The following is a 14,418-nucleotide window of genomic DNA, read 5'->3' as shown; positions in this document are numbered from 1 at the left end:
AGCAGTAACTCCGTTTCCTTAATCAGTTTACGTAAATAGACAATCGTTGTTTGTTCTTCTCTAAGTGAATCCGCTCAACTGATTCTGCCCGGACAGTTATGGATCTAGTCATAGGAACACCTCCAACTATTTAGCCCTATTTCTTCACCTATATCATATCACATACAACGTTCTTTTTTACTATAATTACACAACCTTTCAGATAACTAGAAGTAAAAGGGACTACACTTCTTTTCTATTCATTTTCTGATAGACTAGGTAGTAAAAGGAGGTGTGGTGAGTGAAGACAAAAGATCCTTTACAAGAAGAGCTAGACGATGAGGTGTTACAGGAATTAGTACTCGAAGCGCAGCGTGAAGCACTTGAAAAAGCGGCCGCTGAAAAAAACATACGCCGCACATACCGCCCTTTCCCTAAATGGATTTTTTGGATCATGGCAATGACATTAGCAATCAGTACCTTTTCTATCATGTTTCAAATTTATTCGATTCCAGCCATTGAATTTTTAAAAACTTCATCTACACTTTCTAAAAACCTGCATATCGCAGAATATAAGAAATCAATTGTTATTGTTGCTACTGGAGATAGCAAAGGTACCGGCTATTCAATTAGTGACGACGGTACTATATTGACGAATTATCATGTAATTGAAGGGAATAAATCCGTGCTTGTCTCTTTTCCTAAGGGCGAACGTTTCACCGCTACTGTCACAAAAACATTTCCTTCTATAGATATGGCAGTAATAAATGTGAATGGAGAAGATCTTCCGCATTTAACATTGGCAGATGAAACTCATTTTTATGATCACGAACCTATCACAATTATCGGTAATCCACTTAGTTTTTCAGGCATTGCCAATCAAGGCAATACAATCGATTATATCCAATTACCCGATTGGGAAAATCCAGTTGTTATGATAAAGGCTCCTGTCTACCGTGGCAATAGTGGAAGCCCGGTCATTAATGAGAATGGTGAAGTGATCGGTACGATTTTTGCAACATTGGATGAAAAGAGTCACGGAAAAGTTGGGTTATTCATTCCAATTGACCTGTATTATGATGCTATGGAAAATTTATAGGCATGAAAAAGATCGGTTAGGGACAAGCCCTTTACCGATCCTTCGTTATTTTATCGTTTAACGACGAGTAATAATCTACCTTTGTCTAACTCACTTTCGCCTTCTTCAGCTTCTGCTTCAGTAAGTCCGACCGCCTGCATCTCCGCTCTTAATGTATCACCGCGAGATGTAAACATATTCTTCATCTTATCAAGTAAGCCCATTTCACTCATTCCGACTTTTTCAGAATCTAGCGCATCCGCAATCTTATCTTCACGATCTTCGCTATGTGCAAAAACATAAATTTTTTCGTGTGTGTAGCCTTGTGCTACCAATTCTTCAACCTTCTTTTTTGCCTGTACTGCATTTTCCAAGAAAAACTTTTCCATTTGTATTACCTCCAAAGTTGTTGTTTTCTTGCTCTACTCAACTATACCTTCCTACACTACTTCTTAAACATTTCTACTTGAATAAGAACCATTTGTACTATTGCCGTTTTTCAAACTCCTTAAAAGTATTCTCTTTCATTTATCAATAGACGAGCATATGGACAAGTGTGCTATACTCCATCTACAGAATAATTGAAATAGTAGGGGGATTTGCATATGTCAACAGAACGAATTGAAGCAGGTTTAACGAAAATTAAAGAGTACGTCAGCGAAGAGGAAGCGAATCGTATGATGACAGCTGACGCACTAAAAGAGTTAGCGCCGGACTTACGTAAGTATATAGTAGAATTTGCGTATGGCGAGATCTATTCGAGACCTGGACTCGACAGTAAACAACGTCAATTAGTGACACTCGCTTCACTCGTCACTCAAGGAGCGACCACTCAAATTCAAACACATGTAAAACGCGCACTCACAGTCGGTCTGACAAAAACTGAGGTTGTGGAAAGTATTATGCAACTAATTCCGTATGTTGGTTTCCCACGTGTTCAAAATGCTTTAACAGCAGCAAAAGATCTATTAGTAGAAGATAACTAATCAGATTTTGTTACCGTTAAAAATTGCTACGCTTCCCGTTTAGGGCGGCATACGTTCTTCTGGAAAGACGTCGCCAGATAAAGACGTATTGACAAGAACATAATTATAATGTATAGTAGTGAATTGAGATTGATAACTAATCTGACACAAAGAAATGGCGTTCTGCAGATGTTTTTCGGAACACTTATTCATCACTGGCGCGACTATAGGGTCGCAAGGACGCAAAAGTAGGTAGGGTTTGCGTTGCTTAAGTAAAACAACCAGTAGAACACGACCGCGGCAAATACGGTACATTCAGATTCTACACGATATATAAAACCAACATTATTATGGTAAGTTATCAAAAGTAAGGACTGCCCATTGTGACAGTCCTTCCACAATTCTATAGAATAAAACAGGCGATCCTTTGCAAAGGATCGCCTGTTTTTTAGATACATTGAAATGCTTGTTCTAAGTCAGCGATGATATCATCCATATGCTCTAACCCTACAGACAGCCGAATCAACGAATCGGTTACCCCCATTTTTTCACGCTCTTCTTTCGGTACTGCAGAATGTGTCATTGTGGCTGGATGCTGGATTAATGTTTCCGCGTCTCCAAGGCTAACTGCTAATTTAATAAGTGATAAGTGGTTCATTAGCTTCTGCGCTTCTTCTTTTCCACCTTTGATAGTGAAAGAAATTAAGCCGCCACCTGTTTTCATTTGCTTCTTCGCAATTTCGTATTGTGGATGTTGGTCGTCAAATGGATAAAAGACTTCATCTACTTGAGCTTTCTTTTTTAAGTAATTAAAAAGAATTTTCGCGTTTGCCGCATGTCGGTCCATTCGCACGGGCAATGTTTTAATTCCACGAAGCAATAGCCATGCGTCAAACGGTGAAATAACGCCACCAAAATCTTTTTGTACAGTGCCTCGAAGTTTCGCCATTTCTTCCTTATCATTACCTACTAATAATCCTGCAATGACGTCGCCATGACCATTCAAATATTTCGTTGCACTATGCAAAACGAAATCAACACCGAACGTCAAAGGCGTTTGAATATACGGTGAGCAGAACGTATTATCAACAATTACTTTTAAATTATGTCGTTTAGCCACATTCACAACAGCTTGCAAATCGACCAATTCCATCGTCGGGTTGATTGGCGTTTCTACATATATACACGTCGTTTCTGGCTTTACCGCCTTTTCAATTTCTTCTTCTGTTCTCATAGAGATTAAACTATGTGTAATCGCGTATTTTTCTTCCATAATTTTCAAAAGTCCGAATGTACAGCCGTAAATTCCACGAGAACATAACACATGATCATTCGCTTTTGTGACATGAACAAATACAGCACTAACCGCAGCCATTCCTGACGCAAATGCCAGACCTGTTTGCCCTTCTTCCAGTCGTGCAATACGTTCTTCTAATACGCTAACCGTCGGATTTCCTAAGCGCGAATAAATATTCCCCACTTCTTCCCCAGCGAATCGTTTTTCTCCTTGCTCAGCTGAATCAAATACATACGTTGCAGTTTGATACAGCGGCACTGCAAGACTCCCTTGATGTTCTTTGCTGTCGTATCCTTCATGAATCATTGCCGTTTCTTTATGCCAGTCGTTATTCTTCTGCATATTGATTCCTCCTTCTATCATTCTATTCAGAAAGTTTCTGAAAGCGCTTCGTTATTCTCTTTTTCAGTGTACAGCGATTTTAGAGAAAACAAAAGAATTGCAGACTTTTTCTTTCTTTCATATGAATATGCTTGACCCCAAGCCAATAAATTGGTATGCTATTCTTTGTGTAAAATAGTTGCAGCAGTTATGTGTTCTGTTTTGTCCAGTCTATTCCTTATTAAAAGGTGCACCACGTAACCTCGAGGCTGCAGGGGCGAAGTTGCAAGATTATAGAATGGCAGATGGATTGAACATATCTGGTCTTATTTTACAACAAAATAAAACCAACAGAGGAGGAGTCTCTCATGGCTCGATATACAGGTCCATCTTGGAAATTGTCACGTCGTTTAGGTATCTCACTAACAGGCACTGGTAAAGAAATTGAAAAGCGTCCATACGCTCCAGGACAACACGGTCCAAACCAACGTAAAAAACTTTCCGAATACGGAATGCAATTGCAAGAAAAACAAAAACTACGCTTCATGTACGGCGTAAACGAACGTCAATTCCGCACGCTTTTCAACAAAGCTGGTAAAATGCAAGGTATTCACGGTGAAAACTTCATGATCTTACTTGAAGCTCGCTTGGATAACGTTGTTTACCGTATGGGTCTTGCACGTACTCGTCGTGCAGCTCGCCAGTTAGTCAACCACGGTCACGTGCTAGTTGACGGCAAGCGCGTTGACATCCCTTCATTCGCAGTGAAGCCAGGTTCTGAAATCTCTCTTCGCGAGAAATCTCAAAACTTAACTGCAATCGAAGAAGCATTAGAAGTGAGCAGCTTTGTTCCTGACTATGTAACTTTCGATAAAGATTCTAAAAAAGGTACTTTCGTTCGCCTTCCAGAGCGTAGCGAATTAGCTGCTGAGATCAACGAAGCATTGATCGTAGAATTCTACTCACGTTAATGACAGTAAAACCCCGATGGTTGAGATTTTCTCAGCTAACGGGGTTTTTTGTGATTTTATTTGAACTCGGTGAACGTACTATTCCTACCGAAGAAAAAATCGACTCACTAACGGAAAAAGTCCCACACCACTCAGACCAACTAGCCTGTATGCACACGATCCAACATCAAGCAAACGATCACGACATCGACATCCGCATGATTAAAAATATACTAATCCAATAAACAAAAAGCCCCTGAAATTCACCAAGAATCCCAAGGGGTCCTCTTCTTAAAATTACACAAACTTCACCATACTATACTTCTTCTTCCCACGTCTAACAATCGTAAACGCATCTTCCAAACGCTGATCCGCCCCCACTGTAAACGCCGTATCCGTAATACGTTCACCATTAAATGAAATTGCACCATTCGTCACATCCTCACGCGCTTGACGCTTAGATGGTGAGACACCTGCTTGAACAATAAAATCAACAATGTTCTGATCCGCTTTTTCCATCTCTACAGTCGGCACATCCTTGAATGCATCTTTCATTTCAGAAGCTGTTAATGCCTTCAAGTCCCCACTAAACAATGCTGCTGAGATACGGATGGCTTGCTCAAGAGCTGCCTCTCCGTGAATTAGTCGTGTCATTTCTTCCGCTAATGTTTTTTGCGCTTTACGTAAATGTGGTTCTACTTGTACCGCTGTTTCTAGCGCTTCGATTTCTTCACGGCTGAGGAATGTGAAGATTTTCAAATATTTTACAACATCAGCGTCAGCTGCGTTAATCCAGAATTGGTAGAACTCGTATGGTGACGTCTTTTTCGCGTCTAGCCACACTGCGCCGCCCGCAGATTTACCGAATTTTGTTCCATCCGCTTTTGTAACCAAAGGAATTGTAAATCCGTATGCTTTCACTTCTTCGTCATGCATTTTCCGAATGACTTCTAAACCCGTTGTAATATTCCCCCACTGATCCGATCCGCCGATTTGCACGCGGCAGTTATGATGGTCGAATAAATGATTGAAGTCCGCACCTTGCATAAGCATATAAGAAAATTCCGTGTACGAAATCCCTTGATCTAAACGAGAAGCCACGTTGTCTTTTGCTAGCATGTAGTTCACACTCAATAGTTTTCCGTAGTCACGTAAAAACTCAATCAATGACATAGAGCCAATCCAGTCATTGTTGTTCACTAATTTTGCACCATTATCTGATTGAAAATCAAAAATCATCTCCAATTGCTTTTTAATCCCGCGTACATTATCTGCCACTTGCTCCGTCGTTTGCAATTGGCGTTCTTCTGAGCGACCGGATGGATCACCTATCATACCTGTTGCTCCACCGATTAATAGAATCGGCCGATGTCCATGCATTTGGAAGCGACGTAGTGTAAGCAACGGTACGATATGTCCGATATGCATACTATCTGCTGTTGGATCGACACCACAGTATAAAGAGATTTTTTCGTCTGTTAGTAATTTTTCTAGTCCTTCTTCATTCGTCTGCTGGTATAGTAGCCCTCTCCAGCGTAAATCATCCATTAATTCGTTTGTCATTTTCCTTTTCCTCCTATAATCAACACAAAAAGTCCCCACACAATCAAAAATGATCATGCAGGGACGTTAGTTGATTAGTAATTAACGCGGTACCACCCGGCTTGAGAGCAAATACTCTCCGGCTTTAAGGCGCGGATAACGTTGCGCAAAACGTACACTCCAAAACTGTAATTCATACATAGCGCACCGAGCAACTTCCACCAACCGTTGCCTCTCTTATACGGACATTCACTATGATTACTTCGGTTTTTTCGACATGTAATTTCATCTGACTCTAATTTTAACCAAGTTCCAATGAAAGTCAACAATATATGCTTAATTAATCCGTAATCTATGCTATAATAAATAAGATTTTTAGGGGGAGAATGAATTGAATAAATTGAAAAATAATAAGATCCAACAACTAGAAAATACATTCGAAAAGGCGAAAAAAGAACCGTGGGCCAAGAAAATTCGGATTAGTTCTGGCGTACTGTGGAACTTATTCATATTGACTCTAATCCTTGGTGTGATTGGTGCTGTGTTCGCATCATCTGTTGGTGCAGGGTACTTCGCTTCACTCGTCGCAAAAGAACCTTTACGCTCTAAAGAAGAACTGCGTAATGCGGTGTTTACTTACGAGGAAACATCAGAAATGTTCTTTGCAAATAATATCTATTTAGGAAAAGTCAACTCGGATATCGAGCGTCGACAAATTACGCTAGATAAGGTTTCTCAATATGCGCTAGACGCAGTATTAGCTACTGAGGATGAATACTTCAACGAGCATACAGGAATTGTACCTAAAGCGATTTTCCGCGGAGTATTCCAAGACGTTACGAACGCAGATAGTCAAACGGGTGGTTCTACATTGACTCAGCAATTAGTCAAAAACCAAATCCTGACAAATGAAGTATCTTACGAACGGAAAGCAAAGGAAATTTTATTAGCGATGCGTTTAGAACATTTTATGACAAAAGATGAAATTCTAGAAGCATACTTGAATATCATTCCGTACGGTCGTGATGTAGTGGGACAAAATATTGCAGGTATCGAAACTGCAGCAAGAGGACTTTTTGGCATTAAAGCGATTGAATTAAACTTACCTCAATCTGCTTATATTGCAGGTATTCCACAAGCGCCATATACATACACACCTTTCTACAGTAAGAACCAAGGACTTAAGGAGCCTGAAAAACTACAGGCTGGTATTAATCGTATGAAGACCGTTTTATTCCGTATGAGAGAAACAGGGTATATTACGGAAGAAGAATATCGAGAAGCAATTGCTTATGACATCGTTAAGGATTTCAGACAACCTTCTAGACGTGCAACCGAACGATATCCGTATGTTACGCAAGAAATTCAGAATCGGACAGTCGAAATTTTAGCAAAAGTCCTAGCCGAAAAAGACGGACTAGACGCTAGTCGATTTGATGAAGATTCAAAAGTAAAAGAAAAGTATGAGATCATGGCAGACCGTTCAATGCGAACAGACGGCTACCGCATCTACTCTACGATTGATAAAGAACTATACGATCAAATGAATGAAGTCGCGAAAAACTTCAAATATTACGGATTCACGTATACATCTACAAAAACAGATGCAGATTCAGGGAAAACGACTATTGTGGAAGACCCAGTACAAGTCGGAGCAACAATGATCGAGAACCATACAGGTAAAGTACTTTCATTTATCGGTGGACGCGATCATGAAATTGAAGCGATGAATCACTCGACCCAAGCATTTAGACATAATGGTTCTTCTATGAAACCTCTACTTGTCTATGCACCCGCTATAGAGTATGGCGTAATCGGTGCGGGTAGTCCCGTAGTTGATGTCAAGTTTAGACAAGGAAGCTATAAACCTGGGAACTACTTCGATCGGGAATTAGGGATTTTATCCGCTCGTGAATCACTAGCCCGTTCTCAAAACCTATCAACCCTTCGTCTGTACGATCAAATTATTGATAGAAAGCCCATCGAATTCCTTAAGAAAATGAACTTCTCTAAATTAACTGAAGCCGATGGAGGATACCTAACGACCGCACTTGGTAGTATGGATGTAGGAGTTTCTGTTGAAGAAAATACAAATGCGTTCGCAACATTTGCAAATGGCGGTCAATTCATCAAATCTTATATAATTGATCGAATTGAAGATATGAAAGGCAATGTAATCTATGAACATAAAGTTGAACCAGTCGATGTGTTCAGCCCTGAAACAGCCTATATTATTACAGATATGATGCGTGACGTACTAAGACCACCTGGTACAGCAGCGCGTTTGCCAGGATTTATGAATTTCCGTCCGGATTTAGCAGTGAAAACTGGTACATCTCAGCATTATGGAAATGCTTGGCTTGTTGGTTACAACCCAAACGTATCACTCGGTGTATGGCTTGGTTATAAGAATCAGCAAACACCGTTGTATAAAGGCTATCGTAGCGGTCAAATGCACCCTTCTGAACGAACAGCTAGATTATTCGGACAGTTGATGAACACCGCCAACAGTGTTCGACCAGATACAATTAAAGCTTCAGAAAGATTTAAACGTCCAAACGGCGTAGTGACTCGTTCGTTCTGCGGGGTTTCTGGCATGGCACCTTCTGCGGCGTGTGCGTCTGCAGGTCTTGTCAGGTCTGACCTATTCAATTCAAAAGTAATGGTTCCTTCGAAAGTAGATGACAGCATTATTAATACCGCATCTGTTCGAGTGAATGGAAAACTGTACCAAGCACTCCCTTCTACACCACGTGAATTCGTTTCTTCTGGTGGTATTGGCGTGAACTCACAATTCGTTAAACGGATGCTTGGAAGATTAGGTGGAGATGGGTCTAAATTATTAGCAGGCCAAGGTGGATATTCAAGCAATGTCGTATCCGGCGCTAGATTCCCAGCAAATAACGTACCACCCGCTCCAGTGCAAACAGGTAACAACGGATCGACCCTTACATGGACCGCTTCTTCATCTAATGATGTTATCGGTTATTATGTTTATCAAAATGGCGTACGTATTGGCACGGTCAGAGATGGTGCATCACGTTCCTATAATATTGGCTATGGCTCATATTATGTACGAGCAGTTGATATTACAGGTCTACAATCAGAAGCATCTAACACTGTATCGAATGTCGCGCCTCCTAAACCAAACCCAGAAGCTACACCGGATACGGAGAAAAAACCTGATCAAGAGACGGAAGCTACGCCTAATAAAAAACCCGACGCTACATCAGAAACAAAACCAGATGCGAAGCCAGAAGCTACACCAGAAGCAAAGCCAGATGAAAAGCCCGAAGCTGAGGCTCCAAATAAGGACTAAACAACAAACCGGATTACAATATACCCATTGTAATCCGGTTTTTTTAGAGAGTTCCCGACAATCCTCTGATTTTCCGAAAACAATATACATTTCTGTAGTATAAAATGTATACTTAAATTAGAGAAGTACAAACCAGACTAACAGCAATTACTTACCTACTTTAAAGGTAAAGCTAAAAGGAAGGAGTGAGCTGCGTGGATCATAAAAAAACCTATTTTTCAAGAACCTATCCGCATGATGAAGGAGAGTTGATCATTGAAGGCCCTATTTCATCCGAACAGCTAGCCGCGTTCGATTTCCATGAAGGACTTAAAGCATTTCGTCCACCTAAACAGCAGCAAGAAGCATTGGTGAAAATCGCTTCATTTCCAGAAGGTCGAATTAATATTGCAAGAATTGGGAATTTAATCGTTGGCTACGTAACCTATCTGTATCCTGATCCGCTGGAGCGTTGGTATGAAGCGGAATTGCCTAACTTGATAGAATTAGGTGCTATTGAAGTAGCCGCTTCTTACCGAGGCGCTCAGATTGGTAAATCATTGCTAAAATTTTCGATGTTGGATGATGCGATGGAAGATTATATTATCATAACGACGGAGTATTACTGGCACTGGGATTTAAAAGGAACCGGCTTAACCGTCTGGGATTATCGTAAAGTAATGGAAAAAATGATGCGCGCAGGAGGAATGGAGTTTTTCTCAACTGACGATCCCGAAGTATGCTCCCACCCCGCAAATTGTTTAATGGCGCGAATCGGATTACGTGTTGATCAAGCCTCTATTGAGCAATTTTATCGTGTCCGATTCAAAAATCGTGTTAACTACTGAAAGTGAGGAATGATCATGCTCGTACAGGACATTATGAAAACAGACGTGATTACATTGAATTCCACGCACACAATTGCTGACGCTGTTCAAATGATGAAGCAGAAAAGAATTAGACATATACCGATTATTGAAAATGACCGTTTAATAGGATTAGTAACTGATCGTGATGTGAAAGAGGCTTCCCCTTCCAGTATTTCCGAGACATCGGAACCTTCACTATACGAAACAACGCTTGATAAGATTATGAAAACCGATCTTTTAATTGGACACCCAAGAGACTTCGCAGAAGAAGCTGCTTTGTTATTCTACACGTACGAAATTGGTTGTTTACCTATCGTTTCTAATTATCAACTCGTTGGAATTCTGACAAAAACGGATTTACTATATAATTACATTGAATTGACTGGGGCGAACCAGCCGAGTTCACATATACAAATCCGCGTGCCGAATCAAGCCGGTGTTCTTTATGAAGTGACAAAAGTATTCAATAAACATAATACCAATGTACTAAGTGTCTTAGTTCATCCTTATCAAGATGATGAAGACTGTAAAATTCTAGCCGTCCGCATCAAACGGATGAATCCCCTTGCGATCATCACGGATTTGAAAGCGGAAGGGTTTGACGTACTTTGGCCAGGTGAACTGGAGATGGACTTATGAAAAAAACAGCGAGTTTTATCTTCTCACCCGAGCAGTTAAATTATGAATTTTCAGAGACGCACCCTTTCAATCAAAAGCGAATAATTTTAACCATGGATTTATTGAAAGAAATGCATTCTATTGATCCTGATGACATCGTTGAGCCTAGAACTGCAACTGATGAGGAACTGCTCCTCGCACATGATGCGAAATATATTGAAATTGTAAAAAAGGCAAGCAACGGTGAAGTAAGTGAAAGTATCGGTAGCATTTATGGGATTGGTACAGAAGACACGCCATTTTTTACTGGCATGCACGATGCAAGCGCATTGCTCGTTGGCGGTACACTTTCTGCTATCGAGGAAGTGATGGAAGGCCGCTCACGGTACGCCTTAAATCTTGGTGGAGGGCTGCATCACGGTTTCCAAGGAAAAGCTTCAGGTTTTTGTATTTATAATGATAGTTCCGTTGCAATTAAATATTTACAGAAGAAATATGGTGCGCGTGTACTCTATGTAGATACAGATGCGCATCACGGAGATGGTGTACAGTGGACATTTTACGATGATCCAGACGTTTGCACGTTTTCAATACATGAAACTGGCCGCTACCTATTCCCTGGAACGGGCAATGTAACTGAACGCGGGAACGGCAAAGGCTATGGTACTTCTTTTAACTTCCCTGTCGATGCATTTACAGAAGATGATTCGTTTTTACACATCTATCGTACCGCTTTGCGAGAAGTAGCAGAATACTTTAAGCCAGACGTCATCCTGACACAAAACGGTGCCGATGCACATTATTTCGATCCACTAACGCATCTATATAGCACAATGAAGATTTATGAGGAGATCCCTAAACTTGCGAAGGAAATTGCAGAGGAATACTGCGATGGTCGTTGGATCGCCATTGGTGGTGGAGGGTATGATATTTGGCGCGTCGTACCGCGAGCATGGTCTCATCTATGGTTGACGATGAAATCTATCCCGACACCAGCCGGTCCCCTACCAGAGGCTTGGGTGAAGAAGTGGCAAACTGAATCTCCCTTCCCTCTTATCGAAACATGGCAAGACCCACCTAACTTGTACGAGCCTGTGCCACGAAAAAAAGACATTGAGGAAAAGAATGAACAAATGTTAACTAGAGCGCTACACGTCATTCGTAAAGGATAATCCGTATTCAAAAAAGCAACTTATCAAACGATAAGTTGCTTTTTTCATCTTACTGATTGGCGTTCTTCTAAATGATATGGTAGGACAACTTCTGTTTCTTCTACCTCTTCTTCACTCATAAGCTTTGTCAATAAACGCATCGACACGGCACCTAGATCGTAAAGCGGAACAACAATGGCAGATAACTGCGGGCGAACGATTCGCGCGAGATTAGAGTGCTGGAAACAGATGATTTCCAAGTCTTCTGGAATGCGAAGATCTACATCTCGAACCCCATTCATAATTCCCACAGCAATCTCATCACTACTCGCCATTACTGCTGTCGGTCGATCCGATAGTTTCCCTAAGATATTCCAACTCTCATAGGCTTCATCATAGGTGTTATCCGTCTCCACGATTAACTCTTCATCAATCACTAGACCAGCCTCTTCTAGCGCACGTACATACCCCACACGCTTACACACACGATTAATATCTCGTGTGAAAGGGCCTGAAACAAATGCGATTCGCTTATGGCCATTGTCTATCAGCTTTTTCACTACATCATAGGCCGCTTGTTCATGGTCGATATTGACTGACGGTAAATTCGTTTCAAAATCCAATGTCCCTGCCAAGACTATTGGAACATTTGCTGTTTTCATTTCTGTTCGTACTTCTGGCGAAATAGAATCACTCATGAAAATTAAACCATCCACTTGTTTGCCCAAATGATCTTCGAATAACTCTACTTCTCGGGATGCACTCTTGTCGGAATTAGAGATGATAATATTGTACTCATACATCGTCGCCACGTCTGCAATCCCTCTAGAAAGCTCAGCATAATAACTTTTTGACATATCCGGAACGATGACGCCAATGGTCGTTGTCCGTTTACTAGCTAACCCTCGAGCAACTGCGTTCGGTCTATATCCTAATCTTTCGATACAATCCAATACCTTTTTGCGAGTAGCAGGCTTAACATTCTGATTGCCATTCACTACACGCGAAACCGTTGCCATAGATACGTTTGCTTCTCTTGCTACATCGTAAATGGTGATGGCCATATTTGTTCCTCCTATCCTTCTTCATTACTAGTATACCGTGTTTTCCCGATCTATAGCATTTTTTCTGTATTGAAAATATTTCTGTTTATGTAGAAAGCACCGATCCCCTATTTTAAAGGATCGGTGCTGACATGTTAGATCGTTTGGTGTGTTTTCATGAAGTGTTTCATCTCTTCGTAGAATGTATCAAACTGCGGTATGTCCATTTGTTGTGCTGAATCCGATAATGCTACTGCTGGATCCGGATGAACTTCTGCCATAACGCCGTCGGCTCCTACTGCAATTGCAGCTTTTGCTGTTGGAAGCAACAAGTCTTTACGGCCCGTAGAGTGAGTTACATCTACAAATACCGGCAAGTGAGTTTCTTGCTTCAGGATTGGAACAGCAGAGATGTCGAGTGTATTTCGTGTAGCTGGTTCATACGTACGAATACCGCGCTCACATAACATAATTTCTGTATTTCCTTTAGAAATAATATATTCAGCTGCGTTAACGAACTCAGAAATCGTAGCAGACATTCCACGCTTTAGAAGAACCGGCTTATTAACCATTCCTACTTCTTTCAGCAATTCAAAGTTCTGCATATTACGTGCACCAATTTGGATGACATCGATATACTCGAGCGCTTCCTCCAAGTGCGTAGGTGTAATGATTTCAGTGACGATGGAAAGTCCAGTTTCATCCGCAACACGTTTTAGAATTTTTAATCCTTCAAGACCTAAGCCTTGGAAGTCATATGGTGATGTACGCGGCTTGTAAGCCCCTCCGCGGATCATCGTTAAACCTTTTGCTTTGATAGATTTCGCGACTGCCAATACTTGCTCGTAAGATTCTACTGCACAAGGTCCGAAAATGAAAGTTGGTTCTCCGCCCCCAATTTTCTGACCGTTCACGTCTACGATTGTATCTTCCGCTTTTTTCGTACGGGATACGAGCAGCGCATTCTTTTGCTTGTCCTGTTGTACTTCAAGTGCAGACATAAAAATAGATTTAAAAACTTGTTCCAAGATACCGTCTGGTAAAGGACCGTTGTTAGCGTTCTTTAAGACATTCAGCATCTCCCGTTCGCGGATTGGATCATATCTATTTACACCTTGCTTTTCTTTTACGTTACCAATTTCTTGAACAATACTTGTACGCTCATTGATCAATTTTAGAATATCAATATTCAATTCATCAATGCGTCCTCTTAACTCTCCTAGATCTTGCTGTCTCATCATTCTGTCTCCTCCCCGCACATATCATCCTTTTCTAACGCTGGAATCTATGGTACATTTTTATATACT

At 41.0% G+C, this 14,418-nt stretch carries 13 protein-coding genes; 8 read left to right on the top strand and 5 right to left on the bottom strand.

The window, feature by feature from the left end; genetic code table 11:
- The first annotated feature begins 280 nt into the window (after positions 1-280).
- On the top strand, positions 281-1,078 hold the full coding sequence (locus CSV79_RS02875; RefSeq protein WP_099687538.1) for a S1C family serine protease: 798 nt from the start codon (positions 281-283) through the stop codon (positions 1,076-1,078).
- Positions 1,079-1,128: 50 nt separating this feature from the next.
- Here the strand turns inward: CSV79_RS02875 and CSV79_RS02870 are convergent, their stop codons facing one another.
- Positions 1,129-1,446 (bottom strand): YflT domain-containing protein, encoded by a 318-nt coding sequence (locus CSV79_RS02870; RefSeq protein WP_099687537.1) that lies wholly within the window; start codon positions 1,444-1,446, stop codon positions 1,129-1,131.
- 216 nt (positions 1,447-1,662) lie between these two features.
- Here CSV79_RS02870 and CSV79_RS02865 point away from each other — a divergent pair, with 216 nt between their 5' ends.
- Complete coding sequence (locus CSV79_RS02865) at positions 1,663-2,043, top strand: carboxymuconolactone decarboxylase family protein (protein ID WP_099687536.1); 381 nt, start codon at positions 1,663-1,665, stop codon at positions 2,041-2,043.
- A 427-nt stretch (positions 2,044-2,470) separates the two neighbouring features.
- On the opposite strand, the gene megL is transcribed toward CSV79_RS02865, so the two are convergent.
- Positions 2,471-3,661 (bottom strand): methionine gamma-lyase, encoded by a 1,191-nt coding sequence (gene megL, locus CSV79_RS02860; RefSeq protein ID WP_099687535.1) that lies wholly within the window; start codon positions 3,659-3,661, stop codon positions 2,471-2,473.
- A gap of 347 nt (positions 3,662-4,008) precedes the next feature.
- On the opposite strand from megL, the gene rpsD reads away from it, so the two are divergent.
- Both rpsD and CSV79_RS16720 read left to right on the top strand, forming a co-directional pair.
- On the top strand, positions 4,009-4,611 hold the full coding sequence (gene rpsD / locus CSV79_RS02855) for a 30S ribosomal protein S4 (protein ID WP_099687534.1): 603 nt from the start codon (positions 4,009-4,011) through the stop codon (positions 4,609-4,611).
- Between the two features lie 50 nt (positions 4,612-4,661).
- The gene (locus tag CSV79_RS16720; RefSeq protein WP_158232456.1) at positions 4,662-4,835 is read left to right on the top strand and encodes a hypothetical protein; all 174 of its coding nucleotides are present in this window, start codon (positions 4,662-4,664) and stop codon (positions 4,833-4,835) included.
- A gap of 52 nt (positions 4,836-4,887) precedes the next feature.
- Here CSV79_RS16720 and tyrS read toward each other — a convergent pair whose 3' ends face one another.
- Positions 4,888-6,153, bottom strand: coding sequence for a tyrosine--tRNA ligase (gene tyrS / locus CSV79_RS02850; RefSeq protein ID WP_099687533.1), 1,266 nt, complete (start codon positions 6,151-6,153; stop codon positions 4,888-4,890).
- A gap of 370 nt (positions 6,154-6,523) precedes the next feature.
- On the opposite strand from tyrS, the gene CSV79_RS02845 reads away from it, so the two are divergent.
- From CSV79_RS02845 to CSV79_RS02830, 4 genes are all read left to right on the top strand, one after another.
- Positions 6,524-9,451: a transglycosylase domain-containing protein gene (locus CSV79_RS02845; protein ID WP_099687532.1), complete on the top strand. Its 2,928-nt coding sequence runs from the start codon at positions 6,524-6,526 to the stop codon at positions 9,449-9,451.
- A gap of 194 nt (positions 9,452-9,645) precedes the next feature.
- Positions 9,646-10,278: a GNAT family N-acetyltransferase gene (locus CSV79_RS02840; RefSeq protein ID WP_099687531.1), complete on the top strand. Its 633-nt coding sequence runs from the start codon at positions 9,646-9,648 to the stop codon at positions 10,276-10,278.
- A gap of 15 nt (positions 10,279-10,293) precedes the next feature.
- Positions 10,294-10,938: an acetoin utilization AcuB family protein gene (locus CSV79_RS02835; RefSeq protein WP_099687530.1), complete on the top strand. Its 645-nt coding sequence runs from the start codon at positions 10,294-10,296 to the stop codon at positions 10,936-10,938.
- Complete coding sequence (locus tag CSV79_RS02830) at positions 10,935-12,089, top strand: acetoin utilization protein AcuC (protein WP_099687529.1); 1,155 nt, start codon at positions 10,935-10,937, stop codon at positions 12,087-12,089. The genes CSV79_RS02835 and CSV79_RS02830 overlap by 4 nt, the downstream gene beginning before the upstream one ends.
- 44 nt (positions 12,090-12,133) lie before the next feature.
- On the opposite strand, the gene ccpA is transcribed toward CSV79_RS02830, so the two are convergent.
- Both ccpA and CSV79_RS02820 read right to left on the bottom strand, forming a co-directional pair.
- Positions 12,134-13,132 (bottom strand): catabolite control protein A, encoded by a 999-nt coding sequence (gene ccpA, locus CSV79_RS02825; protein ID WP_099687528.1) that lies wholly within the window; start codon positions 13,130-13,132, stop codon positions 12,134-12,136.
- A 134-nt stretch (positions 13,133-13,266) separates the two neighbouring features.
- Entirely contained in the window at positions 13,267-14,349 is a 1,083-nt protein-coding gene (locus CSV79_RS02820; protein WP_099687592.1) for a bifunctional 3-deoxy-7-phosphoheptulonate synthase/chorismate mutase, read from the bottom strand.
- Between the last annotated feature and the right edge of the window lie 69 nt (positions 14,350-14,418).

Origin of the sequence: Sporosarcina sp. P13 (genome assembly GCF_002743055.1) — a bacterium.
Classification (GTDB): Bacteria; Bacillota; Bacilli; order Bacillales_A; family Planococcaceae; genus Sporosarcina.
This window is presented reverse-complemented; position numbering and strand designations above follow the sequence as displayed.